Source organism: Streptomyces sp. Ag109_O5-1, assembly GCF_003814875.1.
Taxonomy (GTDB): domain Bacteria; phylum Actinomycetota; class Actinomycetes; order Streptomycetales; family Streptomycetaceae; genus Streptomyces; species Streptomyces sasae.
Genome location: NZ_RKQF01000001.1, coordinates 8,281,215 through 8,305,140 on the forward strand (window position 1 = coordinate 8,281,215; position 23,926 = coordinate 8,305,140).

Here is a 23,926-nt window from a genome sequence, read left to right on the forward strand (position 1 = left end):
GCGACGATCGCGTTCCCGCCGGGCGGGAGAACGGAGCACAGGACAGGATGAGCGGCCAGCAGTCGACGTTCGTGAAGGTGTGCGGGCTCACCCAGGAGCAGCAGATCGACTGGGCCGTCGAGCTCGGGTACGACGCGATCGGGATCGTCGTGACCCCGAAGAGCAAGCGGTACTGCCCGCCCGAGCGGGCCGTGGCACTCGCCGGGTACGCCCGCGGCCGGGTCCCGGTCTTCGCCGTGGCCCTGACCTACGCCGAGACGGCCGCCGTCGCCGAGCACTTCGACACCGTCCAGATCTACGAGCCGGCCGGCATCCCCAACCTGGCCCTCGCCTCCGGCACCCCGCCCAAGAAGCCGGAGGCCCTGCAGTACTTCTTCTACGACGCCAGCGCGGGCAGCGGAGTGTTCGCCGACATCCCCGCCTGGGTCGCGGACGTGCCGGGAAGGGTCGTGATCGCCGGCGGCCTCGACGAGCACAACGTGGCCGGTGTCATCGCGGACTTCGGACCCTACGGCGTGGACGTCTCCAGCAGTGTCGAGACCGCGCCGGGGGTCAAGAGCCGCGAGAAGATGGCCGCTTTCCTCACGGCCGCCCGAACCCCCGGGCGCAGCAAGCGGGTTGACGGCTAGGACCTGTCCGTCCGCGGCCTGATCGGCCGGACGGCCCCTAGCGACCGCCGGCCGACTTGCGCAACTCCCGTACGACGCGGGCCGTCACCGGCACAGGTACGCCGTGCCGGTCCGCCGCGCGCAGCAACGCGCCTCCGATCGCGTCGAGTTCGAGCGGGCGGCCCGCTTCCGCGTCGCGCTGCATCGAGGACTTGGTGGTGGGCGGGAAGGTGTCGTAGCGGGCCAGGGTCTGGGCCGGGTCGGCGGGGGCCCCGCAGGCGCGGCTGACCGCGGCCGTCTCCGCGACCAGCGAGGCCAACTCCTCCCGGTGCCGGGTGCGGGTCTCCCCGAGCGGGAGGCCGTAGCGGGTGGTGAGGAGGGCCAGCGGGGCCAGGAACGACATCTTCGCCCAGAGGGCCGTCGTCTCGTCGTCCAGGACGCGGGTGGCCGGGCCGGCCGCGGTGAGCGCTTCGGCCAGGGCCTCCAGACGGGGACGGGGGACCTTGGCGCCGGTGAGGTCGATCTCCGCGAACGGGCTGCCGTGTTCGATCAGGCCGGGGGCCAGGCGGGTCGACTCGACGCGGATCACGGAGGGGGCCACGCGGTCGGGGGAGTAGCGGGCGCGCAGGAGTGCGGGGTGCTCCACGCCGTTCAGGAAGGGTACGAGGAGGGCGTCGCCGAAGGCCGTCGGCGGGATCCGGGTGAGGGCCGCGTCCAGGGCGGTGGCCTTGACCGTGATCAGGCAGGCGTCGACGGACTGACGGAGGACCGTGTCGGCCTCCACGGAGGCCGTGAAGTCGCCGAACAGGGCGCTGCGGACCTGGATTCCGTCGGTACGGAGGGTGCGTGCCGTCTCCTCGCCCGCCAGGCAGATCACGCGGTGGCCGGTTCGGGAGAGCAGGGCGGCGAGGAGGCCGCCGACGCCGCCGGGGCCCAGGACGGCGACGGTGAGCGGGGGGAGCGGTGCGTCCGGCGTGTTCGGCGCGTTCGTCATGGAGTCGTCCTCTCGTCGGTCGGCCCCGGAGCGGTGGCCGCCTCGGGAAGATCCTCGCAGGAGGGAGGGGTTGTGAACAGGTTTGAGTGTGTTCTGGCATGCATGAGTGAGCCTTCGGGAGGTTGCAGGCACGCCTGTTCCGGGTGGGGAACGAGAGTTCCTGCATCGAATGGGTGACCTTCTGTGGTGGTGGTCGTTGGGTGGGGTGACGGATTTCTGCGACACGGGCCCGGGGGGTGTGAAAAGGGTGGGTGGGCTGCGGGAGGTGGCGGCGCCGTTCGTGGTGCCCGGCCCCTCGGGTGTCACGGTCCGTACCCGGCTCAAGGGCCTGACCGTGGTGGACGAGACGGTGCTGTACCTGGTCGGCGATCTTCTTGGTTCGCTGGCGTCCCGTGATCTGAGGGCGCGGTGTTCGGCCGGGCTGGAGCACGACAGCGGGCAGTGGGCCGAGCGCAAGCGTGTCCTGACCGCAGAGTCCTCCTCGCGCTGGGCGGGGTCGGTCACGAAGGCCATCCACGACCAGTGGGCGCTCGCCCGGCGCGGCCAACTCGCGCACGTCCACAGCCTCCAGGCGGGCGTGCGTACGATCAGGCACCGGCTGTCCCTGCCCGTCGGTGAGAAGGGCTCCAGACATGCGCCGGGCGGCTATCGCAGCAGGAAGGAGTGGTTCGCCAAGTCCCGCCGCCTGCGCGTCCTCGAAGACCGGCTGAGGGCGGCGCGGGCCGACTGGCAGGCCGGGGCCGTGCGTGTGGTGCGCGGCGGCAAGCGGCTGCTGAACACCCGACACCACCTGGAGGCCGCCCACCTCACCCACGAGCAGTGGCGCGCCCGGTGGCAGGCCGGACGCCGGTTCCTCGAGGCCGACGGCGAGTCCGGCAAACGATTTGGTAACGAGACCATCCGCGTCACGCCCGACGGTGAGGTCTCCCTCAAGCTCCCCGCACCACTTGCACACCTGGCGAACGCGCCGCACGGCCGGTACGTCCTCGCCGCGAAGGCCTCGTTCGCGCACCGGGGCGAGCAGTGGGCCGACCGCGTCACCTCCAACCGGGCCGTCGCCTACCACATCCACGAGGACGCGGACCGTGGCCGCTGGTACCTGACCGCATCCTGGACCATCCCACCGACCAGGACGGTGCCGCTGGAGACGGCCCGCGCGAACGGCCTGATCGGCGTGGACACCAACGCCGACCACCTCGCCGCCTGGCGCCTCGACCGGCACGGCAACCCCCTCGGCGAACCACTCCGCTTCGGCTACGACCTGACCGGCACCGCTTCGCATCGTGACGCGCAGGTCAGGCACGCGCTGATCCGTCTGCTGCACTGGGCCAGGCGCCATGGCCTCGCGATCGCGGTCGAGGACCTCGACTTCACCGGCGAGACCAGCCGTGAGAAGCACGGGGGCCGTAAACGCTTCCGTAAGCTGATCTCGGGCATGCCCGTCTCCCGGCTGCGGGCCCGGCTGGTGAGCATGACCGCCGAACTCGGCATCCCCGTCATCGCTGTCGATCCCGCCTACACCAGCCGGTGGGGTGCCCAGCACTGGCAGAAACCCCTCACCGGCAAGACTCGCAAGACCACTCGCCACGACGCGGCAGCGGTGGCGATCGGAAGACGCGCCCTGGGGCATCCGATCCGGCGTCGGACGGCACCGCCCCGCACCCACCAGAGCGATGGGTGCGGGCATCGGACCGTCCAGGCCGAACCGGTGGCCCCAGGACGTGAGGGAAACCGCCCCCGCGTCCCCGGACCACGGACACGATCCGTCGGCGCCGGACGCGGAGCGAACGCGGTCGACCAGAACGCCCAACACCGTCCGGGGCGTTCGGCTGAGCACGAGTCCTGGCAACAGGACTCACTCCCGCTCAGTCTCTAGGAACGGTGTTGCGGGAGACTGGGGACATGTGCCGGAGCATCAAGACCCTGCGTCCGCCTCAGCTGGCCGAGGAGGCCACCGAGGAGGAGATCCGTGCTGCCGCGTTGCAGTACGTACGGAAGGTGTCCGGGTTCCGGGCGCCGGCCGCGCACAACCGGGAGGCGTTCGAGCGGGCGGTGGACGCGGTCGCGGAGGCCACCGCCGAGTTGTTGGGGAGCCTTGAGGTGCGGGGGCAGGCCGTGCGGGCGACCGCCGACTGAATCAGGCGGGGCGTCTTCGCACCAGATACCCTGCCCCGGCCCCCGCCCCGAACAGCGCCACCACCGAGACCGCGGTCGCCATCCATGTCGCGCCCAGCCACTGCGCGCCCAGGTAGCCGAGGGCGACGCTGTAGACCGCCCAGGTCAGGCCCGCCAGGGCGGACCAGGGGAGGAACTCGCGGACTCGGCGGTGGGTCGCACCGGCCCCGAGGGAGACGATCGAGCGGCCGGCCGGGGCGAAGCGGGCCAGTACCACCAGCGCGCCGCCACCCCGGGACAGCGCCTCGCCGAGACGTTCCTGCGCGCTGCTCAGCCGCCGGGAGCGGGCGATCGCGCGGTCCAGGCGGGCACCGCCGCGCCGGGCCAGCCGGTAGGCGACCAGGTCGCCGAGGACCGACGCGGTGGCCGCGCAGAAGATCAGCGCCAGGATGTCGGGTATGTCGGCGTGCGGGACCTGTCCGGCCGACGCGCCGGAGCCCGCCGCGGCGGCCGTGGCCGCGGTGATGACCAGCACCCCGCTCGGCAGGACCGGCAGGAACACATCAAGCAGCACGGAGAGGGCGACCATGGCATAGATCCATGGCCCGGCCTCCAGCGACCCCATGCTTTCCCACACGACGGTTCCCCCGTGATTGTCCTGTTGCGCCCCCCGGCGACAGCCATACAGCGTACGCCGGGGTGTGACAGGAGTTTCACGGGGGGCTTGTGCGGTTGGCAAAGCGTTATACGGCCACCGGCGTGTTCCCCACGGCCTGCACCGGCCCACCAGCCCCGTCAGACCCGGCCGACCCGTCAGACCCGCCAGTTGTGGTCGACCCGCCAGCCGCGGCCGGCCCGGCCGCCTCCGCGGGGGCCTCCCGTGCCGTCACCTCCGCCGCGGCCGTCCGGAGCACCGCCCGTGCGACCGCGTCGGCGTCCGACAGCGTCACCGAGTCCACGCCCGGCCGGGCCCCCGCCGCGGTCACCCAGTGCACGCCCTCCGTGGGCACCCCGAAGGCGAACCGCCTGGTGTGCGACCGGCCTTGGCGGTCGATCAGCCGGTACGGGCGCGGTGTCACGTCCAGTCCGCCGGTCGCGTGGCCGTCCGCCGTATGGGGGCGGCACGCGCCCTCGCGCAGCAGCCCGGCCAGCAGGTCGTCGGCGGTGCGGCGCAGATCGGGTTCCGGGAGGCGCGCCTCTATCAGGGTGGACACCCGGACCGCCGAGCCGGGGACCTCCGGGGAGCGCGCCACCCAGGCGCCGTCCTCCCGGCCCACCTCCAGCCCCGGCCCGAGCACCTCCACCACGCCCGCCTCAAGCAGCGCGGTCAGCTCCTCGACACGGCGGCGGGGCGGGCCGATGGACAGGAACGCGTTGAGCGGGGTGTACCAGCCGTCCAGGTGGGTGCCCCGGGAGGCGCCGGCCAGTCCGCCGTGGTCGACGATCAGCCGTATCTCGTTGCGCAGGTCGCGCAGCACGTCCAGGGCCGCCTTGAGCGGGCCGCGCACATTGCCGAGGGCGGCCTGTGCCGCGTCCGCGCGCAGATACCCGAGGAGCCAGGCCCGCCATGCCGCGCGGTCGGTGAACCTCCGCTCCCGGTACGGGTGCTGGAGGCGGTCCCAGCACCAGCGGTCCGCCTTTGGGACACCGGATCCGTCGAGCACGGCCGCCTCCGCGCGCCGTCCGTCGGCCGCGAGGAAGCGCCCGGTGATCTCGGGGTCGCCGGTCAGGGCCGTGTAGTACACGGTCTCCACCTCCTTCGCGACCAGCGGCCAGATCTCCGTGAGGAAGTCGGGCGCCTCGCCGGAGTCCGCGCGTGCGCGGAAGCCCGCGATCACCTCGGGGGTGAGCAGGAGGGGGGTGTGACGGCCGTACGGGCCCTTGGCGTTGTCGCCGCGCGCCTGGTACGGGACGCCTCGCCGGGAGCCGGCGTACAGGCGGGGCTCGCGGCCCGAGGGCGTGTAGTGCAGGGCGCCGGCGGCTGTGCGGGTGAAACGGCCGCCCCTGCCGGTGGTCAGCAGGGCGAGGTGGTCGAAGAAGTTGAGGCCCAGGCCGCGCAGCAGCACCGGTTCGCCGGATGCGAGCGGGGTGAGGTCGACGTCGGCCGGGTTGGCGGGCGGTATGTGCCGCAGGCCGTGCCGGGCGGCGTGGGCGCGGTGCCGGCGGTCCTCGGGGGACGCGGTCGCCGGGAGGTGGCCCTGGGCCAGCACCACCGCCGCCAGGCCGGGCAGGGTGCGGCCGTCGTCGAGGGTGATCGTCTGCCGTCCGCCGGGGCCGTCGGCGAGCCCCACGGCGCGGGCGTGGTGCGTCTCGATGCGCACCGCCTCCGGCGCCCGCGCGACCGTCCTCGCGAACACCCACTCCAGGTAACGGCCGTAGTGGGCGCGGGTCGGGTAGTCGTCCGGGCCCAGCTCACCGGCCGCCCATTCGTGCAGGCTGGGGCCGGACCGGACCGGGCCCGCGCAGTCCACGCTGTCGTCGGTGAACAGGGTGACCTGGCTCGCCACGGTGTTCATCAGCAGCTCGGCCGACTGCGTCGTACGCCAGACCCGGCCCGGCCCGGGCGGCGCCGGGTCGATCACATGGACCATGAGGTGCCGCCCCGGGGGCAGCAGTTCGGGCGCGGAGGCGCAGAGGCGTTCCAGGACGCTGGTGCCGCGCGGGCCGGCGCCGACCAGGGCGACGGGCACAGGGGCGACGGGGACCGGGGCGGATTCCTGGGGCGAGGGGGACAAAGACATGACTCCCGGGCGTGTGGGGGCGCAGGGCAGGAAGAGCCGCCCGCAGGAGATAGGGAAGCGGACGGTCCGCCTCATCATGCCGTTGCGGTTAACAGAAGCCAACGCGCGCCCCACGCACCTCGGTTGTCCCTCATGGGGTGGTGAGGGCGGACTCCTCCACGGTCTCCAGGGACCCGTCCGGCCGGGCCCGCTCCAGCCGCAGCCGGGCCGAACGGCCGTGCAGCGTCAGCGTCATGAGCTGGTTGCCGAACCATGGCCCGCCCCTCTTCCGCCATGTCACCGGCGGTCGCGCACAGCGCCCGTGCCGGGCCAGCCGCCGCCCGAGGAACCGGGCCGGGGCGCTCCAGCCGAACCGGAAGCCGACCCGGATCGACGACGGCACGGAGTTGTGGACGGGGGAGCAAGTGAGTTGCAGCACACGGGAGTCGAGCGGGACCCCGGCGGGCCACGAGGGCTCGGCGACATACGCGTGGTGGACGTCCCCGGAGAGCACGCAGACGGTCGCGGGTGCCTCGGGGCCCGAACCGGTACGGGCGATCAGGTCGGCCAGTCCGGCGAAGGACGCCGGGAAGGCCGCCCAGTGCTCCAGATCGGCCGCCCGGCGCAGCCGCTCCCCGAACCCGGCCCAGCGGGAGCCCCGTTCGCCCCGGCACAGCGCCGCGTCCCAGGTCTCGACGTCGTGTATCAGGTGCGGCAGCAGCCAGGGCAGCGAGGTGCCGACCAGCAGATGGTCGTACGACTCCCGGTCGGCCAGCGCCTGTCCGTGCAGCCACTCGGCCTCGCCGTGATCGAGCATGGCGCGGTTTTGCTCGTCGAGCACCCTGGCCGCCCGGGTGTCCACCATCAGCAGCCGCACCCGCCCGAAGTCCCGCCGGTAACTCCACCGCACGGACGCCGGATCGGTGTCGGCCCCGGCGGCGAAGGCCCGCAACTCCTCGGTGCCGTCGGGGGAGTCGAGCACGGCCGTATAGAGCGGGTCGGCGGCCAGCTCGGCGGGGGAGAGGTTCCCCAGGTGCTGGTACACCCAGTACGACATCAGGCCGCTCAGCAGCCGCTCCTGCCACCAGGGGGTGGCCCGCATGTCGGCCAGCCAGACCGCCGAGGCGTTCCAGTCGTCGACGACGTCATGATCGTCGAAGATCATGCAACTCGGCACCGTGGAGAGCAGCCAGCGCACCTCCGGATCGAGCCAGGACTCGTAGTAGAGGCGGGTGTACTCCTCGTAGTCCGCGACCTCGGCGCCGGGCGGGTCCGCGAGGCCGCGGCGGGCGGCGAGCCAGTGCCGGGTCGCCGCCGAGGTCTCGTCGGCGTACACCTGGTCGCCCAACAGCAGCAGCACGTCCGGCCGTTCACCGCCGGCGGCGAGCCGTGCGGCCAGGCTGTCGAGGGCGTCGGGGCCGGCCGGGTCGTGGCCGTCGGCCGGGGGAGCGGCCCAGCGGCAGGAGCCGAGGACCACGCGCAGGGGGTCGCCGTCGGCCCGGGTGCGGATCACCGGGGGCGGGAAACGGTGGTCGGGCGGCGGCCAGACCCGGGTGCCGTCCAGGACCACCTCGTACGACGGCGAGGTCCCCGGGGTCAGCCCGGTGACCGGGATCAGGGCGTAGTGGTGGCCGGCCACCTGGAAGGTGTGCGCGGTGCCGCCGGCGCCGTCCGGGCAGCGGACCCCGGCGGTGCACGGACGGCTCGTCTCGACCCAGACGGTCGCCGACGAGCCGTCGGCGTACCTCAGCAGCGGTCCCAGGAGCAGTCCGGCCACAGTCCCCTCCTCCGTCGCCCCGTACGGTACGGAACGACGGAGGTCGGCGGGGAGGTTCCGGTGCTCAGCAGTTGGCGAGGTAGCCGGTGAGCGCGCTCTTCTCGGCGGAGTCCACCGAGAGGTTGTAGTAGTACTTCACCTGGACCCAGGCGCGGACGTAGGTGCAGTAGTACGAGGAGAGCGGGGGCATCCACTCGGCCGGGTCCTTGTCGCCCTTGGACTGGTTCACGTTGTCGGTGACGGCGAGGAGCTGCGGGCGGGTGATGTCGTTGGCGAACGCCTGGCGCTGTGCGGTGGTCCAGGCGCTGGCGCCGGAGTCCCAGGCCTCGGCGAGCGGGACCAGGTGGTCGATGTCGACGTCGGAGGCGGCGGTCCAGGTGGCGCCGTCGTAGACGGAGTACCAGCTGCCGCTGGTGGCGGTGCAGGAGGAGTTGGTGACGACGTTCGTACCGTCCCGCTTGAGGATGTACTCACGGGTGTTGCAGGTGCCGCTGATGGTGATCCAGGTCGGGAACAGGTCCCGGTCGTAGCCCGTGCGGTTCTCGGTCGCCACGGTGAGCGAGGCGAGGTAGGTGCGGGCGGTGGACGCGCTGACCGGCGTGGGGAGGGCGGCGGAGGCGCTCGGGGAGTTGAAGAGAGCGGCGGAGGCTATGAGTCCGGTAAGAGCCGCGAGTATGCTGAGTCGTCGACGCGCGTAGAACGTTGAGCTGCGAGCCATGCGAACTCCCTGGTGGGGGTGGGGTGTTGGAGCGCGAGCTAGGGAATGCTCGCGTCGCCGTGTTGCCGTGGGGTGAGCTTTCGGTAAGAAACTAATGACGCGTTCATGACATGACAAGCTGTGCGACGTGACTCACAGGTGGGACGTCCGGCCTTGGGGTCGATGGAAGGGTCACGTACTGTGGAGGGCGTTGAAGGGGAGTAGCTCTTCGCCGGACCGTCGACATACTGCTCAGCTCGTCTGAGCCGGCGCCCGGAGGCGTACCTCGATCGAGAGGCCGCCAGCGAGACCTTCGGCAAGCAGTGCACGCCCATGCCGTACGGCGCGGGTGCCTTTGTGTGCTGCCGTGCCGAGGCGTCCGCGTTGTGAGGAACAGCACTCTCGGTGGGGCGGCCCCGACCGATTGAGGACCCTTGATCAGCATCACCGTGACGGCGCTCGTCTTCGGCGTCATCTTCCTCGCCGAACTGCCCGACAAGACCGCGCTCGCCGGCCTCGTCCTGGGCACGCGCTACCGGGCGTCGTACGTCTTCGCCGGTGTCGCCGCGGCCTTCCTCCTGCACGTCGTGCTCGCCGTCGCGGCCGGCAGCGTACTGACCCTGCTTCCGCAGCAGATCGTGCACGCGATCACCGGCGTGCTGTTCCTCGGCGGCGCGGCCGTGCTCCTGATGAAGAAGGGCGAGGAAGAGGAGGAGATCCGCAAGCCGGCCGACCAGTCCTTCTGGAAGGTCGCCGGGACCGGCTTCATGCTCATCCTGGTCGCGGAGTTCGGTGACCTCACGCAGATCATGACGGCCAACCTCGCGGCCCGCTACGACGACCCGCTCTCCGTCGGTCTGGGTGCGGTGCTGGGGCTGTGGGCGGTGGCCGGACTGGGCATCGTCGGCGGAAAGGCGCTGATGAAGAAGGTGCCGCTGCACCTGATCACGCAGGTCGCCGCCGTGCTGATGCTGGGGCTGGGCGTGTGGAGCCTGTGGGAGGCGATCGCGGGCTGAGCCGCCCGGGCGAGCTGAAGACTCGGTGAACGGTCGGCGAAGGCGGTGGCGGGATGGCCACTCTGTTTTGTACCGTGGAGAAACAAAGTGGCTCCCGCCCGTTTTCCCTGACCGGCGGGCGGGGCCGCCTTGTTCTCTCGTACTAGGAGCTGCCCGATGACGGCCACTGTCCTCACCGCCCGCGCCCTGCTGCTCGACATGGACGGCACCCTCGTCAACTCCGACGCCGTCGTGGAGCGCATCTGGCGGCGCTGGTCCGACCGGCACGGTCTGGACGGCGACGAGGTCATGAAGGTCGTCCACGGGCGACAGGGCCACGCGTCCATGGCGGTACTGCTGCCGGACCGGCCCGTGAAGCAGAACCTCGCGGACAACGAGCGGATGCTCGCCGAGGAGACCGCCGACACCGACGGCGTGGTGGAGATCCCGGGCGCCGCGGCCTTCCTCGCCTCGCTGGACGGGTTGCCGCACGCGCTGGTGACCTCGGCGGACGTGGCGCTGTCGACGGTACGGATGGCCGCGGCCGGGCTCCCGCTGCCGGCGGTGCGGATCACGGCGGAGTCGGTGGGCGCGAGCAAGCCCGACCCGGAGGGCTTCCTGAAGGGGGCGGCGGAGCTGGGCGTCGCCCCGGCGGACTGCGTGGTCTTCGAGGACTCCGGCGCGGGGATCGCTGCGGGGCGTGCGGCGGGGATGCGCGTGGTGGGAGTCGGGCCGCGGGCAGCCGTACACGACCCGGACGCGGTGGTACGCGACCTGACCGAGGTGCGGGTGGAGAGCGTGGCGGGCGGCTTGCTCCGGGTGCACGTCGGCTGAGGCCGGGCGCAGCTGAGTGAGCCCCGTAAGGGGCGCTGGGGGTACCCCCCGGCCGAAGGCTGGGGGAGGAACTGCGCGACCGGCCCCCACGGACCCGCAGCCACACGACGTACCACCGTTCGAACCAACCGACCGCCCCGTCCGTACCGTCGGTCGACAGACGGTAGCTGTCCGGAACGGCGCCAGGCATCACGCCCTCCGCTATACCGTCTGGAGTCCTGATCGGCGGTAGGGCGGAGGGCATCGGTTCATGATCGGTCAGCGGCACACCGGCCGACACGCGCGTTTGGTCGCGTTCCTCCTGATATTCGCCGGCATCCAGCTCGGCCGGCTCGCCGCCCCCTCGTCCGCCTTCGCCGCCGGCGCCCTCGTCCCCGACGCCCGGCAGCAGCTCGCCGTGGGCAGGGAGGAGTCGGTCGTCCGCTGGGACGGCACACGCGAACAGATCGTGATGCGCCTGACGGTCACCGGCGACGCCGACCGCGCCGCCTGGATCATGCCCGTCCCGCACCGCGCCACCGTGGCCCTCGCCGACCCGGCCCTCTTCGACCAGCTGCACACCCTCACCACCCCGGTGAACCGCACCCGCTACCACTTCTGGCCGCAGGACGGCGACTGGCCGCTCACCACCGGCAGCAGCACACCCCCCGGCCCGCCCGGCGGCGCAGCCGCCCACGCCCACGCCCACGCCCCCGGCGTCGGCGTGGTGGACCGTCAGCGGCTCGGCCCGTTCGACGTGGCCCAGCTGACCGCCACCGACCCCGGCGCCCTGGACGGCTGGCTGCGCGGCAACGGCTTCCCGTTCCCGGCCCGCCTGAACACCGCGCTCCATCCGTACGTCCAGCACCGCTGGGAGTACGTCGCGGTCCGGCTCGCCCCCGAGGCCGTGGACACCGCCCTGAACGGCGCCCTCGACCCGCTCCACCTCGCCTTCGCCAGCGACCGGCCGGTCTACCCGATGCGACTGGCCGGGCTCGCGGCCACCCCGCAGTCACTGGGCCTGTACGTCCTCGCCGCCCACCGCATGGAGCCGAGCGCGGCGATCGGGGGCGAGCGCCCCAGGATCGTCTACGCCGGCCGTCTCAGCAGTCCGGCCGGCGCGCTGCGCGGCCTCGCGGCCGGCACCCCGTACCTGACGGCGATCGCCCAGGAGTTCCCGTACCCGTCCCGGATCTCCGACGACCACGTGCTGCGCCGGGCGTCCTCCGACACCGCGTTCCAGCAGGTCGTCTACACGGACCGGCTGCGCAAGGTGGCCGGGATCCCGGCCTGGCTGGCGTCGGTGGGCACCGGGCTGCTGCTGGTCGTCACCGCGGGGACCCTGGTCACCGTACGACGGTCCCGCCGCCCGGCCGTCCCGCCGCCGCCGGTACAGCCCCCGCCGCCCGTGCAGTCGCCGCCCCCGGTACAGCCCCCTGCGCCGATCGGCTGAGTTCCGCCCGGAACCGGGGCGGGAGATCCCCCGGGCGCCCGCCGCCTCAGTAGTGCTATCCAGGTAGCTGTGAGTGGACAGCTACCTGGATATGCGAAAGGCAGCGGACGCATGAGCGGCTCTCAGCTCTGGGACGACGTCGACTTCTACTTCACCAGCCACCTGTCACCGGACGACGAGGCGCTCCAGGCGGCCCTGCGGGAGAGCGAGGCCAACGAGCTCCCGCACGCCAACGTCACCGCCAACCAGGGCAAGCTGCTGCAGCTCCTCGCGCAGATCCAGGACGCCCGGAACATCCTGGAGATCGGCACCCTCGGCGGCTACAGCACCATCTGGCTGGCCCGCGCCCTGCCCGCCGACGGCAGGCTGATCTCGCTGGAGTACAGCGCCCGGCACGCCGAGGTCGCGGTCCGCAACATCGCCCGGGCCGGCCTGGAGAAGGTCGTCGAGGTGCGGGTCGGGCCCGCCCTGGAGTCGCTGCCGAAGCTCGCCGACGAGAACCCGGCCCCCTTCGACCTGGTCTTCGTCGACGCCGACAAGGCCAACAACCCGCACTACGTGGAGTGGGCGCTGAAGCTCACCCGCACCGGCAGTCTGATCGTCATCGACAACGTGGTGCGCGGCGGCCGGGTCGTCGACGCGGAGAGCAGCGAGCCGGACGTGGTCGGCACCCGCGCCGCGATCGAGCTGATCGCCGCCCACCCGAGGCTGACCGGTACGGCGATCCAGACGGTCGGCAGCAAGGGCTACGACGGCTTCGCCCTGGCGCGGGTGCTCGACTGAGGAACTTCTCGGAGGGTCAACCCTCGTGGTAGAAGCCCACGTTGACGCTGCGCGGGGCGGTGCGGTCCCGGACGACGATCTCGCCGGAGCCGCCCCGGGGCAGCGCGACGGTCCCGCCGTACGGGATGGCCTGGGCGTACTCCCCGACCTTCAGCAGCACCTCGGAGGAGGGTTCGGCCTGGGAGCCGCGCAGCCAGCTGACCTGCCAGCCGCCCTCGGGGCCGCACAGGAACTCCAGGTGCACCCGGGAGACGAACAGCCAGTCGTCGGGCGTGGCGAGCCGGCACGCGGAAGCGTCGCGGCCCACTCGCAGCACGGCGCCCGGTTCACTGGGCGCGTCGGCCATGAGCATTCCGGCCGTCTCGCCCGTCTCCCCGGATACGGAGGCCATGGTGAGTTCGAGCACGTGCGTTCCCCCTGGGCGGTTCCTGGGTCTTTCCTGAGATCCATCCTGGATCTCGGCCGCATGATAAAACGCCCGGCGGGATCGCGTCCGGCACAATGGAGTCATGACCGAGCGAAAACCACCCGGGGTGCCGTTCGAGTCCTGGGTCGACAAGCAGATCGGGGACGCCCAGCGGCGCGGTGAGTTCGATCAACTGCCGGGCACCGGCGAGCCGTTGCCCGCCGCTCTGGAAGCGCCGTACGACGAGATGTGGTGGGTCAAGCGGAAGCTGGCCCGTGAGGGCCTCGCCCTCCTGCCGCCGACCCTCGCCCTGCGCAAGGAGGCCGAGGACGCTCTGGCGGCCGCCTGGGCGGCCCCCTCGGAGCGGATCGTCCGCAAGATCATCACCGAGATCAACGTCAAGATCCGCGACATGATGTTCAAGCCCCCGCCCGGCCCCCCGCTGGGCAAGAAGCCGTACGACGTCGAGGAGGTCGTACGGGAGTGGCGGGAGCGCCGGGCGGCGGCGGGTACGGCGGGTACGGCAGGTTCCGCGGAGGCGGAGCCGGAGTCACAGGTGTAGCAACCGCCGCCGGGGTCCCCGTCGCCGCCGATGGGCCTGCGGCCGGATCCTGTCCTCGCGTCGGTCATGTCGGTCAACTCTCCTTCGGACGGGCCGCGTCGGCGGACCAGGGCAGACGGCCGCCGGAGCCGGCACCGGCGCGGTGACGGCGGCCGTGCCCGCGGGAGGCCGGGGTGACCAGCTCGTCGAAGAGGGGACGGGCCTCGACCAGGGCGACCCGCATCTCCTCGGTGCCGGCCCGGCTCTGCGGTGCCCCGCCCTGGGGCGCCAGGGCGACACGGTGGACGCGGCGGTAGCCGTCGACGTGGTCGGCGTGGTGCACGGAGAGCGCGGCGACCTGGTCCTCGTACCGTCCCCCTTCCGGGAAGCCGCGGGCGGCGGCCAGTTCGGCGAGCAGCCGGTCGATCTCGGTCACGGCCTCCCGGGGCGAGTCGACGAACTGTTTCTGTGCGGTCGTCCAGCGGGCCGCGTAACGTTCGCGCTCCGCCGGTTCCAGGTCGCGTTCGTGCAGTGCGCCGTGGCGCTGCACCCGTTCGGCGAGCTCCCGCTCGGCCGCCCTGGTGTCGCCGTCGTGCTGGGCCACGACCCGCTCGTACTCGGGGCCGAAGCGCCGCTTCAGCCCGCGCGGGCTCCCGCCCCTGGACGTCATGGCCAGAGCGGCCGCGACGACGACCACGGCGGCCACGATCACGATCCCGATGGTCAAGCCTGTGGACATGGTTGCCTTCCGGTGTCTCGGCCCGACGGGCCGGCCGTCCGGGTGACCCGCACGGCGCCGCGCAAACAGCCGCCGCACGCATATCCGGTTGCGCAGGCCGGGCGGGTCCGACTGAGATCGGGTCCATGAGCTCCTGGACGATCACCCCGGAACGCCCCGACTCGCCCGTGGCCCGCGCGCTGTGGCGGGCGTACTACACGGAGGTCAGCGACCGCTGGTACCTGCTCCACGAGGACCGGCGCACCGACCCGGCCGAGCTGGAGCGCGAGGTCGCCGCCCGGACCGGGGCCGAACTCGCCCCGCCCGCCGGGCGGTTGCTGATCGCCCGGTACGACGGCGAGCCGGCCGGCAGCGCGGGTGTCCGTCTCCTCGACCCGGCCACCGCCGAACTCACCCGGGTCTTCGTGCCGGAGGGGCTGCGCGGCAAGGGCGGCGCCGCGCTTCTCGTCGCGGCGGCCGAGGACGCGGCCCGTGACCTGGGCGCCCGGCGGATCGTCCTGGACACCCGCAGCGACCTGGTGGAGGCGCGCGCCCTGTACGCGCGGCTCGGCTACACGGAGACCCAGCGGCACAACGACGACGTCTACGCCGAACACTGGTTTTGCAAGGAGCTGTTCAACTGACCGGCCGTGCCGCCGGGTTCTGTGGCTGCTCGCGCTGGGTGCCGCACATCTCGTCCGTCAACTCCCGCACCAGGCGGTCCAGATCGGTGGGCCGGTCGGGCCCCCACCAGTCGCCGAGCAGATCGGCCAGGGACTCCTCGCGGGCCCTGGCGAGCTGTTCGGCGAGCACCCGGCCCTCGTCGGTCGGCGTCAGTTCGAGGCCAAGGCGTTCGGCCAGGTGCCGCTCCTCCAGCTGGCGGGCGCCCTCCAGTACGACCTTCAGCGGGACGGGGCCGCGTTCCGCGAGCACGCCCGGTTCCACCGAGCCGTACTTGCGGATCCGCAGCAGCAGCCAGCCGGCGGCGGGCAGCAGATCGCCGTGCCCCGCCCGCTCGTTGATCTTCCGGTAGACCTCCCGGCGCCCCTCGCGGGTGCCGAGCAGCGACAGCGCCCGGCAGCACTCGTCGTAGGAGGACCGCTGGACCGGGTTGGGCGGGATGGTCTCCGAGGCGTCCGGCGCGGTCACCGAGCCGCGCAGCCGGTCCTCCTTGAGGAACCAGGCGAGGACGAAGCCGAGGGCGGCCACCGGAGCGGCGTACAGGAAGACGTCGGTGATCGAGGACGCGTACGCGTGCAGCGCCGCCGGGCGCAGCGCGGGCGGCAGGGCGGCGATGCCTCGCGGGTCGGCCCTGAGGGCGCCCGGGGTGACACCGGCCGGCAGGTGGACGCCCCGGAAGGCGTCGGCCAGCTTGTCGGCGAGACGGCTCGCGAAGACGGAACCGAAGATGGCCACGCCGAACGAGGCCCCGATGGAGCGGAAGAAGGTCGCGCCGGAGGTGGCGACGCCGAGATCCTCGTAGGAGACGGCGTTCTGCACGATCAGGATCAGCACCTGCATGACCAGGCCGAGGCCCAGGCCGAAGACGAAGAAGCAGCCGCTCATCTCCGCGGTGGAGCTGTGCTCGTCTAGCCGGTGCAGGAGCAGCAGCCCGATCGTGGTCACGGCGGTGCCGGTGACCGGGAACACCTTCCAGCGGCCGGTGCGGCTGACGATCTGGCCGGAGAGGGTGGAGGACAGCAGCAGGCCGATCACCATCGGCAGCATGTGCACCCCGGACATGGTCGGCGATACGCCCTGCACCACCTGGAGGAACGTCGGCAGATAGGTCATCGCGCCGAACATCGCGAAGCCGACGATGAAGCTGATCACGGCCGCGAGGGTGAAGGTGCGGATGCCGAACAGCTTCAGCGGCAGGACGGGTTCGGCGGCCCGCCGCTCGACGGCCACGAAGGCGACCGCGAGCACGATCCCGACGACCACCAGCCCGATGATCTGCGCCGACCCCCATGCCCAGGTGGTCCCGCCCAGCGAGGCCACCAGGACCAGGCAGGTGGCGACGGCGGCGATCAGGAAGGTGCCGAGGTAGTCGATGACGTGGCGGGCGCTCATGCGCGGGATGCGCAGGGCGGTGGCGATCACGGCGAGCGCGACGATGCCGACGGGCAGGTTGACGTAGAACACCCAGCGCCAGCTCAGCTGCTCGGTCAGCACCCCGCCGAGCAGCGGCCCGAGCACACTGGTCGCACCGAAGACGGCACCGAACAGCCCCTGGTAGCGGCCGCGTTCACGTGGCGGGACGATATCTCCCACGATCGCCATCGACAGCACCATCAGCCCGCCGCCGCCCAGCCCCTGCAGCGCGCGGAAGCCGATCAGCTCGCCCATGTTCCGGGACATCCCGCACAGCGCCGACCCGACGAGGAAGATCACGATCGCGATCTGGAAGAGCCTCTTGCGCCCGTACTGGTCGCCGAGCTTGCCCCAGAGCGGGGTGGCGGCGGTGGAGGCCAGCAGATAGGCCGTGACCACCCAGGACAGGTGCTCCAGACCGCCGAGGTCACTGACGATCGTCGGCAGCGCCGTCGACACGATGGTCTGGTCGAGCGCGGCCAGCAGCAGGCCGAGCAGCAGCGCGCCGATGGGCACGAGCACATTGCCGGGTATGCGCTCCGCGTCCTTCGCCGGGGTGTGCGTCGTGTCCAGGGCCATGGAGACCTCCCGGGGTGCGTCCGGCCACCTTCCATCGTGGACGGTGCAACCCGTTATGGCCCGTCGAGTTCTCTTTGCGGCCCTTGAAACGAGGGGTTCCTGCGAACGTACGTGTGGGTGCTTCGCATAATCTGTGGAGTTTGCAAGGGGAGGGGCGGACACCGTGACGGACGTGACGGATACGACCGGAGGCCATCAGTGCCCGGAGTGCGGGGCGCCGAAGGGGCCGGACAACTCACCCTCCTGCGACTGCAACCAGCGGGCGTCCGACGCGTTGCGCGACGCGCGTACGGCCGAACAGGCGGCGGCGGAGGACTTCGACCCGCTGCGGATACGGCCGTACATCGACGTCGAGGCCGGTGCCGGTACCGCCGGCGGCGGGGAGACCGAGCCGATGCCGGTGGTGGAGCCGATGCCGGTGGTGGAGCCGATGCCGGTGGTGGAGCCGGCGGTGGTGGTGGAGCCGGCGGTGCCGGCGGAGTCGACGATGCCGTTGCGGGCGGTGCCGGTGCCGCCCGTCCTCGATGCGGAGCCGCCGTACGACGGCGGACCCGGGGCGTCCCCGGAGGAACCTCGTCGGCGCTCCCGGAGGGCCCTGCTGCTGTCCGTCGCCGGGGCGGTGGTCGCGATCCTCGCCGTGGCGGGTTTCGTGAGCGGCCTCTTCGCCCACCTCACGCCGGCACGGGACGGGGCGGGGCCGGAGGACGTGCGGGAGAGCGTCCCCGACGTGACACCGACGTCGGCCTCCGCCGCGACGCCGACGCCCTCGCCCTCCGTCACCTCGGCCGCGCCGTCCCCGTCCGTCAGCGCGAGCCCCTCCAGCACCCCGTCCCCGTCCTCGCCGAGCCCGACGCCCTCCCGGACCCCTTCCCGCTCGGCCACGCCCACGGCGTCGGCGTCGACGGGGGGCACGTCCGCGTCCCAGGAACCCAGCACGCCCCCGGTCCTGCGCCTCGGTGACAGCGGTGCGGAGGTCACGGAACTCCAGCTCCGGCTGAAGCAGCTGAGCCTCTACTCGGGGAACGCCGACGGCGACTACGACCAGAAGACAGAGGACGCGGTGCGGACGTACCAGCTGACGCGGGGGATTCTGGCCGACGAGTCGGGGGTCTACGGGGCGGCCACGCGGAAGGCTTTGGAGGCCGAGACGAAGGAGCCGTAGGAGTCGTAGCCGTTGGGGCCGTGTTCGGCTGCGGGTCCGGTGGGGGCTGGTCGCGCCCACGCGGCGGAGCCGCATATTGACAGGGCCCCGCGCCCCTTTCGGGGCGCGGCTGTCAGGGTGCTTCTACAGAAGGCGCCGAGCCCGGAAGAGGCTGTCCCGCCGTCTCCTTCATGCGCCATACCGCGAAGCCGCCGATCACCGCCGCCGCCATCATGTAGTACGCGGGCATCATCATGTTCCCCGTCGCTCCGATCAGGGCCGTGACCACCAGCGGGGTCGTGCCGCCGAACAGGGACACCGAGACGTTGAAGCCGATCGACAGGGAGCCGTAGCGGACCCGGGTCGGGAAGAGGGCCGGGAGGGCCGCCGGCATCGCCGCCGTGAAGCAGACCAGGAGGAGACCCAGGGCGCCCATGCCGAGGGCCACCGCCAGCAGGCTGCCCTGGCGGATCAGGAGCACGGCCGGGACGGAGAGGAAGAGGAAGCCCGCGCAGCCCGCCGCGATCACCGGGCGGCGGCCGACACGGTCGGTGAGCGCTCCCGCGAACGGCTGGACGATCATCATCAGCGCCATCACGCCCAGGACGACCAGCAGGCCGTGGGTCTCGTCGTACTTCAGCTCGCTCGTCAGGTAGCTGGGCATGTACGACAGCAGCATGTAGTCCGTGACGTTGAAGACCAGGACCAGGGCCATGCACAGGAGCAGGGCCTTCCACTGGCCGGTGATCATCTCGCGCAGGGGGACCTTGGGGCGGGCCTGTTCGGCCTTCGCCACCTCGGCCGCGAACGCCGGGGTCTCCTCCAGCCGCATCCGCAGGTAGAGGCCGATGATGCCCATCGGGCCCGCGATCAGGAACGGGATGCGCCAGCCCCAGGACGTCAGGTCGTCCGAGCCGAGCAGGGCCGTCATCAGGGTCACCAGGCCCGCGCCGCCGATGTAGCCCGCCAGCGTGCCGAACTCCAGCCAGCTGCCGAAGAAGCCGCGCTTCTTGTCCGGGGCGTACTCGGCGATGAACGTGGACGCGCCCGCGTACTCGCCGCCGGTGGAGAAGCCCTGCACCAGGCGGGCGGCGAGGAGAAGGAGGGGCGCGCCCACGCCGATCGTCGCGTAGGAGGGGATCAGGCCGATCGCGAAGGTGCCCGCCGCCATCATGATCATGGTCACGGCCAGGACCTTCTGGCGGCCCACCCGGTCGCCGAGCGGGCCGAAGACCATGCCGCCGAGCGGGCGGACCAGGAAGGCCGCGGCGAAGGCTCCGAACGTGGAGAGCAGCTGGGCCGTCGGGTTGCCGGACGGGAAGAAGACCTTGCCCAGCGTCACCGCGATGTAGCTGTAGACGCCGAAGTCGAACCACTCCATGGCGTTGCCGAGCGCGGCCGCCTTCACGGCGCGCTTCACCAGCGCGGGGTCCGTGACCGTGGGCGCGGGTGAGGCGGTGCGGGGACCGGGGATCTGGACGGACGGGGTGACTGCTGCGGCGGTCGCCAAAACGGGGCTCGCCTGCCTTTCGACGGGGACGGGGACGCGGCCCGTACGGCGCCGGACGGGTCGAAAAGCGACCATAGGGCCGATTCGGGCCCTTACGTCGCGTACGCATGTCGATGCATAGTGCAGCTAAATGCGGTGTATGCAGGGACGTATGCCCGCTCCCGCGGTTGTATGCGGCCCGCGCACTGTGATCCATGTCGCGTCCGCGGGCGGCGAGGCGAATGGCACGGCCGTCCTCGCGCTGCTCGCCACGGCGTGCGCCTCGGAGTCGGCGACCACGGCCCCGAGAACCGTGCTCGCGGCGGCTCCGGCGCCCCCGGCAGGGCGGCCGGGTCTACTACCGGCGGACGTCGCAGGCCGACCGCCTGGTCGCGAGCCCCGGGCGGCGCCGCGCCTCGCACGGCGCCGCCCGGCCCGCTACAGCCGCTGGATGATCGTCCCGGTCGCCAGACCGCCGCCCGCGCACATCGTGACCAGGGCGAACTCCTTGTCCGCGCGCTCCAGTTCGTGCAGGGCGGTGGTGATGAGGCGGGCGCCGGTGGCCCCCACCGGATGGCCGAGGGCGATCGCGCCGCCGTTGACGTTGACCTTGTCCAGGTTCTGCTCGAAGACCTGGGCCCAGCTGAGCACCACGGACGCGAACGCCTCGTTGATCTCGACCAGGTCGATGTCCTTCAGGGTCATACCGGCCTTGCCGAGCACGGCCCGGGTCGCGTCGATCGGCCCGTCGAGGTGGAAGTGCGGGTCGGCGCCGACCAGGGCCTGGGCGACGATCCGGGCCCGGGGCCTGAGTTTGAGGGCGCGGGCCATCCGCTTCGACGCCCACATGATCGCGGCGGCGCCGTCGGAGATCTGGGACGAGTTGCCGGCCGTGTGGACGGCGGTGGGCATGACCGGCTTGAGGCCCGCCAGCGCCTCCGCCGACGTGTCGCGCAGCCCCTCGTCCCGGTCGACCAGGCGCCACATGCCCTGCCCCGCGTGCTGCTCCTCCTCCGTCGTCGGCACCTGGACGGCGAAGGTCTCGCGCTTGAAACGCTCCTCGGCCCAGGCGTGCGCCGCCCGCTCCTGCGAGAGCAGCCCGAGCGCGTCGACGTCCTCGCGGGTCAGGCCCCGGTTGCGGGCGATGCGCTCGGCGGCCTCGAACTGGTTGGGCAGATCGACGTTCCACTCGTCGGGGAAGGGTTTGCCCGGCCCGTGCTTGGAGCCGGAGCCCAGGGGCACGCGGGACATCGCCTCGACCCCGCAGCTGATCCCGACGTCGATGACCCCGGCGGCGATCATGTTGGCGGTCATGTGCGAGGCCTGCTGCGAGGAACCGCACTGACAGTCGACGGTCGTCGCCGCCGTCTCGTACGGCAGTCCCATGGTCAGCCAGGCCGTGCGCGCGGGGTTCATGGACTGCTCGCCGGCGTGCGTCACCGTGCCGCCGACGATCTGCTCGACGCAGTCGGCGGGGATGCCGGTGCGGCCGAGGAGTTCACGGTAGGTCTCGCCCAGGAGATAGGCGGGATGGAGGTTGGCGAGCGCGCCACCGCGCTTGCCGATGGGGGTGCGTACGGCTTCGACGATCACGGGTTCCGCGGCCATGGGGGCTCGGTCCTCTCCTCGGTCACCCGCGCGGCGCAGGGGCGTCCCGGCCCGGCCCGCCACGCAGAACTAGAACGCGTACTAGTTCTGTGTGCAGTCTGCTGACAGGCTGTCCACAACCGCAAGGGGGTTGCAAGTAATTGGAGCGACCGTGCCCCTTGCGACTTGTGGAACCCGTTACTACCTTCACGGCAACCGTCGTTTTCTGACAGACCGTCAGAACGCTTCTCAGACCTGTACACGGTGGGAGTGAGCCGCTCATGCCCTGTCCCGCGCTGCCCGACGGGTTCGACCTCACCGACCCCGATCTGCTCCATCACCGGGTGCCGCTCCCGGAGTTCGCCGAACTGCGCCGCGCCGAACCGGTCCGCTGGATCGAACAGCCGCACGGCCTCGCCGGGTTCGCGGACGACGGCTACTGGGCCGTCACCCGGCACGCGGACGTCAAGTACGTCTCCACGCACCCCGAGATCTTCTCGTCCTGGCTCAACACGGCGATCATCCGGTTCGGCGAGCACATGCAGCGGGACGCGATCGACGCCCAGCGGCTGATCCTGCTGAACATGGACCCGCCGGAGCACACCCGGGTCCGCCAGATCATCCAGCGCGGCTTCACCCCGCGCTCGATCCGCGCCCTGGAGGAACGGCTGCGGGCCAGGGCCGGGGCGATCGTCGAGGCGGCCCGCGCCCACTCGGGACCCTTCGACTTCGTCACCGAGGTCGCCTGCGAGCTCCCCCTCCAGGCGATCGCCGAGCTGATCGGCATCCCGCAGGACGACCGGGCCAAGATCTTCGACTGGTCCAACAAGATGATCTCGTACGACGACCCGGAGTACGCGATCACCGAGGCGGTGGGCGCCGAGTCCGCCACCGAACTGATCGCCTACGCGATGAACATGGCCGCCGACCGCAAGCAGTGCCCGGCCGGGGACATCGTCTCCACGCTGGTGGCGGCCGAGGACGAGGGCAATCTGAACTCCGACGAGTTCGGCTTCTTCGTGCTGATGCTCGCGGTGGCCGGCAACGAGACCACCCGCAACGCCATCACCCACGGCATGCACGCCTTCCTCACCCACCCCGGGGCCTGGGACCTCTACAAGCGCGAGCGCCCGGCGACCGCCGCCGAGGAGATCGTGCGCTGGGCCACCCCGGTCAACTCCTTCCAGCGCACCGCCACCCAGGACACCGAGCTGGGCGGCAAACTGATCCGCAAGGGCGACCGGGTCGGCGTCTTCTACGCCTCCGCCAACCACGACCCCGAGGTCTTCACCGACCCCGACGACTTCGACATCGCCCGCGACCCCAACCCCCACCTCGGCTTCGGGGGCGGCGGTCCGCACTACTGCCTCGGCAAGTCCCTGGCCGTCCTCGAAATCGACCTGATCTTCAACGCCATAGCCGACGCGATGCCGGACCTCCGTCTGGTCGGCGACCCGGACCGGCTCCGCTCGGCGTGGATCAACGGCGTGAAACACCTCCAGGTGACCACGTCGTAGACCCTTCCGGACCCGGGCCGACGGCTCCCGGCGCCGCCGGCCCGCCCCGAGGGAGGCAGGAGCACCCCCTGTCCCTACGCCCCGTTCCTGCCTCCCCCGAGACGCCCCCTACTCCCTCCCTGAGGCGATCACCGCCAGCACCCCGGAGACCGCCGCCGCGACCAGCAGGGGGATGCCCAGGTCGTGGTGGACCACCAGCCAGGCGCCGAGGGTCGCGCCCACGAGCATCGCGACGACCGAGGCCGTGCGGCGCGGCGAGCGGTGGCCCGTTCCGTCGCCCAGGCGGGACTCGGAGGCGAGGCCGGTCAGGGTCATCGTCAGGACCGTGGTCGTCAGATCGGGGACGCCCAGCTTGCGCACGGTCGCGTTGCGCAGGCCCATCGCGAAGGCCGTCAGGGCGATCAGGGCGTACGTCGTCGCGTTCGTGCCCGGCCAGGCGAAGGCCACCAGCGCCGACGCACCCACCAGCAGCGCCTCGGCCGTCAGGGTCACCCGCGCCCACTTCCGGCGGGAGCCGCCCCCGAGACGGGCCGACAGCCGGCCGCCCACCACCGCGCCCAGCAGGAAGAGGGCCAGGGAGGTCGCCGTATGGGGGACGGAGAAGCCGGGCGCCCCGGCGGCGGCGAAGCCGAGCACCACCACGTTTCCGGTCATGTTCGCGGTGAAGACATGGCCCAGGCCGAGATAGCTGACGGCGTCGATCAGACCGCTCACCACGGTCAGGGCCAGCAGCACGGCCACCAGCCGCACGCCGCGGGTCTCGGGGTCGCGGGGCGGGGTGGCCGTCGTCATCGTTCCTCCGGTGGTGCGCAGGACCGAGTGGTTCGGTTCCGGGACAGTCCACCACGTCCGGACTTACGCCGGCACCCTCGCCCGGAGAAGGGGGCGAGGGTGCCGGA

22 protein-coding genes are annotated in these 23,926 nt (G+C 72.2%); 11 read left to right on the top strand and 11 right to left on the bottom strand.

Annotation, left to right across the window (positions count from 1 at the left end):
- Positions 1-47: 47 nt before the first annotated feature.
- Positions 48-629: a hypothetical protein gene (locus EDD90_RS37695; RefSeq protein ID WP_123977487.1), complete on the top strand. Its 582-nt coding sequence runs from the start codon at positions 48-50 to the stop codon at positions 627-629.
- Between the two features lie 37 nt (positions 630-666).
- Here the strand turns inward: EDD90_RS37695 and EDD90_RS37700 are convergent, their stop codons facing one another.
- A complete protein-coding gene (locus tag EDD90_RS37700) occupies positions 667-1,602 on the bottom strand; it encodes a ketopantoate reductase family protein (RefSeq protein WP_123977489.1) in 936 nt (311 codons plus the stop codon).
- Between the two features lie 247 nt (positions 1,603-1,849).
- On the opposite strand from EDD90_RS37700, the gene EDD90_RS37705 reads away from it, so the two are divergent.
- Complete coding sequence (locus EDD90_RS37705) at positions 1,850-3,478, top strand: IS200/IS605 family element transposase accessory protein TnpB (protein WP_123977491.1); 1,629 nt, start codon at positions 1,850-1,852, stop codon at positions 3,476-3,478.
- Between the two features lie 26 nt (positions 3,479-3,504).
- On the top strand, positions 3,505-3,738 hold the full coding sequence (locus EDD90_RS37710) for a DUF2277 domain-containing protein (protein WP_123977493.1): 234 nt from the start codon (positions 3,505-3,507) through the stop codon (positions 3,736-3,738).
- Between the two features lies 1 nt (position 3,739).
- On the opposite strand, the gene EDD90_RS37715 is transcribed toward EDD90_RS37710, so the two are convergent.
- The 4 genes from EDD90_RS37715 to EDD90_RS37730 form a co-directional block, all read right to left on the bottom strand.
- Positions 3,740-4,354 (bottom strand): DedA family protein, encoded by a 615-nt coding sequence (locus tag EDD90_RS37715; protein ID WP_185149372.1) that lies wholly within the window; start codon positions 4,352-4,354, stop codon positions 3,740-3,742.
- Between the two features lie 106 nt (positions 4,355-4,460).
- Positions 4,461-6,458, bottom strand: coding sequence for an FAD/NAD(P)-binding protein (locus EDD90_RS37720; protein WP_123977495.1), 1,998 nt, complete (start codon positions 6,456-6,458; stop codon positions 4,461-4,463).
- A 130-nt stretch (positions 6,459-6,588) separates the two neighbouring features.
- Complete coding sequence (locus tag EDD90_RS37725) at positions 6,589-8,214, bottom strand: alkaline phosphatase D family protein (protein WP_123977497.1); 1,626 nt, start codon at positions 8,212-8,214, stop codon at positions 6,589-6,591.
- A gap of 64 nt (positions 8,215-8,278) precedes the next feature.
- Positions 8,279-8,932, bottom strand: coding sequence for an HNH endonuclease family protein (locus EDD90_RS37730; RefSeq protein ID WP_123977499.1), 654 nt, complete (start codon positions 8,930-8,932; stop codon positions 8,279-8,281).
- A 413-nt stretch (positions 8,933-9,345) separates the two neighbouring features.
- Between EDD90_RS37730 and EDD90_RS37735 the strand changes: the two genes are divergently transcribed.
- From EDD90_RS37735 to EDD90_RS37750, 4 genes are all read left to right on the top strand, one after another.
- Positions 9,346-9,927: a TMEM165/GDT1 family protein gene (locus tag EDD90_RS37735; protein WP_123977501.1), complete on the top strand. Its 582-nt coding sequence runs from the start codon at positions 9,346-9,348 to the stop codon at positions 9,925-9,927.
- Between the two features lie 156 nt (positions 9,928-10,083).
- Positions 10,084-10,740, top strand: a complete 657-nt coding sequence (locus EDD90_RS37740; RefSeq protein ID WP_123977503.1) for an HAD-IA family hydrolase — start codon at positions 10,084-10,086, stop codon at positions 10,738-10,740.
- 250 nt (positions 10,741-10,990) lie between these two features.
- Positions 10,991-12,172 carry a DUF2330 domain-containing protein gene (locus tag EDD90_RS37745; RefSeq protein ID WP_123977505.1) on the top strand — a complete coding sequence of 394 codons (1,182 nt, stop codon included), beginning with the start codon at positions 10,991-10,993 and terminating at the stop codon, positions 12,170-12,172.
- A 111-nt stretch (positions 12,173-12,283) separates the two neighbouring features.
- Positions 12,284-12,955: an O-methyltransferase gene (locus EDD90_RS37750; protein WP_123977506.1), complete on the top strand. Its 672-nt coding sequence runs from the start codon at positions 12,284-12,286 to the stop codon at positions 12,953-12,955.
- A 16-nt stretch (positions 12,956-12,971) separates the two neighbouring features.
- Here EDD90_RS37750 and EDD90_RS37755 read toward each other — a convergent pair whose 3' ends face one another.
- Entirely contained in the window at positions 12,972-13,361 is a 390-nt protein-coding gene (locus EDD90_RS37755; RefSeq protein ID WP_123977508.1) for an FHA domain-containing protein, read from the bottom strand.
- 103 nt (positions 13,362-13,464) lie between these two features.
- Here EDD90_RS37755 and EDD90_RS37760 point away from each other — a divergent pair, with 103 nt between their 5' ends.
- Positions 13,465-13,923, top strand: a complete 459-nt coding sequence (locus EDD90_RS37760) for a DUF1992 domain-containing protein (RefSeq protein ID WP_123977510.1) — start codon at positions 13,465-13,467, stop codon at positions 13,921-13,923.
- Between the two features lie 73 nt (positions 13,924-13,996).
- On the opposite strand, the gene EDD90_RS37765 is transcribed toward EDD90_RS37760, so the two are convergent.
- On the bottom strand, positions 13,997-14,641 hold the full coding sequence (locus EDD90_RS37765) for a hypothetical protein (RefSeq protein WP_123977512.1): 645 nt from the start codon (positions 14,639-14,641) through the stop codon (positions 13,997-13,999).
- A gap of 125 nt (positions 14,642-14,766) precedes the next feature.
- Between EDD90_RS37765 and EDD90_RS37770 the strand changes: the two genes are divergently transcribed.
- Positions 14,767-15,264 carry a GNAT family N-acetyltransferase gene (locus tag EDD90_RS37770; protein ID WP_123977514.1) on the top strand — a complete coding sequence of 166 codons (498 nt, stop codon included), beginning with the start codon at positions 14,767-14,769 and terminating at the stop codon, positions 15,262-15,264.
- Here EDD90_RS37770 and EDD90_RS37775 read toward each other — a convergent pair.
- A complete protein-coding gene (locus tag EDD90_RS37775) occupies positions 15,257-17,293 on the bottom strand; it encodes a DHA2 family efflux MFS transporter permease subunit (RefSeq protein WP_123977516.1) in 2,037 nt (678 codons plus the stop codon). The two genes, EDD90_RS37770 and EDD90_RS37775, sit on opposite strands and share 8 nt — an antisense overlap.
- Before the next feature lie 172 nt (positions 17,294-17,465).
- Here EDD90_RS37775 and EDD90_RS37780 point away from each other — a divergent pair, with 172 nt between their 5' ends.
- Positions 17,466-18,455 carry a peptidoglycan-binding protein gene (locus EDD90_RS37780; RefSeq protein WP_123977518.1) on the top strand — a complete coding sequence of 330 codons (990 nt, stop codon included), beginning with the start codon at positions 17,466-17,468 and terminating at the stop codon, positions 18,453-18,455.
- Between the two features lie 112 nt (positions 18,456-18,567).
- On the opposite strand, the gene proP is transcribed toward EDD90_RS37780, so the two are convergent.
- Entirely contained in the window at positions 18,568-20,019 is a 1,452-nt protein-coding gene (proP, locus tag EDD90_RS37785; protein WP_185149373.1) for a glycine betaine/L-proline transporter ProP, read from the bottom strand.
- 342 nt (positions 20,020-20,361) lie between these two features.
- Entirely contained in the window at positions 20,362-21,531 is a 1,170-nt protein-coding gene (locus tag EDD90_RS37790) for a steroid 3-ketoacyl-CoA thiolase (protein WP_123977520.1), read from the bottom strand.
- Between the two features lie 260 nt (positions 21,532-21,791).
- Between EDD90_RS37790 and EDD90_RS37795 the strand changes: the two genes are divergently transcribed.
- A complete protein-coding gene (locus EDD90_RS37795; protein WP_123977522.1) occupies positions 21,792-23,027 on the top strand; it encodes a cytochrome P450 in 1,236 nt (411 codons plus the stop codon).
- Between the two features lie 108 nt (positions 23,028-23,135).
- Here EDD90_RS37795 and EDD90_RS37800 read toward each other — a convergent pair whose 3' ends face one another.
- Complete coding sequence (locus EDD90_RS37800) at positions 23,136-23,819, bottom strand: YoaK family protein (protein WP_123977524.1); 684 nt, start codon at positions 23,817-23,819, stop codon at positions 23,136-23,138.
- Positions 23,820-23,926: the final 107 nt, after the last annotated feature.

Bases quoted from the DNA above. Each gene is read 5' to 3' on its own strand.
- EDD90_RS37695 (WP_123977487.1), top strand. From the start codon at position 48: ATGAGCGGCCAGCAGTCGACGTTCGTGAAGGTGTGCGGGCTCACCCAG.
- EDD90_RS37700 (WP_123977489.1), bottom strand. From the start codon at position 1,602: ATGACGAACGCGCCGAACACGCCGGACGCACCGCTCCCCCCGCTCACC.
- EDD90_RS37710 (WP_123977493.1), top strand. From the start codon at position 3,505: ATGTGCCGGAGCATCAAGACCCTGCGTCCGCCTCAGCTGGCCGAGGAG.
- EDD90_RS37720 (WP_123977495.1), bottom strand. From the start codon at position 6,458: ATGTCTTTGTCCCCCTCGCCCCAGGAATCCGCCCCGGTCCCCGTCGCC.
- EDD90_RS37730 (WP_123977499.1), bottom strand. From the start codon at position 8,932: ATGGCTCGCAGCTCAACGTTCTACGCGCGTCGACGACTCAGCATACTC.
- EDD90_RS37740 (WP_123977503.1), top strand. From the start codon at position 10,084: ATGACGGCCACTGTCCTCACCGCCCGCGCCCTGCTGCTCGACATGGAC.
- EDD90_RS37745 (WP_123977505.1), top strand. From the start codon at position 10,991: ATGATCGGTCAGCGGCACACCGGCCGACACGCGCGTTTGGTCGCGTTC.
- EDD90_RS37750 (WP_123977506.1), top strand. From the start codon at position 12,284: ATGAGCGGCTCTCAGCTCTGGGACGACGTCGACTTCTACTTCACCAGC.
- EDD90_RS37760 (WP_123977510.1), top strand. From the start codon at position 13,465: ATGACCGAGCGAAAACCACCCGGGGTGCCGTTCGAGTCCTGGGTCGAC.
- EDD90_RS37765 (WP_123977512.1), bottom strand. From the start codon at position 14,641: ATGTCCACAGGCTTGACCATCGGGATCGTGATCGTGGCCGCCGTGGTC.
- EDD90_RS37770 (WP_123977514.1), top strand. From the start codon at position 14,767: ATGAGCTCCTGGACGATCACCCCGGAACGCCCCGACTCGCCCGTGGCC.
- EDD90_RS37775 (WP_123977516.1), bottom strand. From the start codon at position 17,293: ATGGCCCTGGACACGACGCACACCCCGGCGAAGGACGCGGAGCGCATA.
- proP (WP_185149373.1), bottom strand. From the start codon at position 20,019: ATGGTCGCTTTTCGACCCGTCCGGCGCCGTACGGGCCGCGTCCCCGTC.
- EDD90_RS37790 (WP_123977520.1), bottom strand. From the start codon at position 21,531: ATGGCCGCGGAACCCGTGATCGTCGAAGCCGTACGCACCCCCATCGGC.
- EDD90_RS37795 (WP_123977522.1), top strand. From the start codon at position 21,792: ATGCCCTGTCCCGCGCTGCCCGACGGGTTCGACCTCACCGACCCCGAT.
- EDD90_RS37800 (WP_123977524.1), bottom strand. From the start codon at position 23,819: ATGACGACGGCCACCCCGCCCCGCGACCCCGAGACCCGCGGCGTGCGG.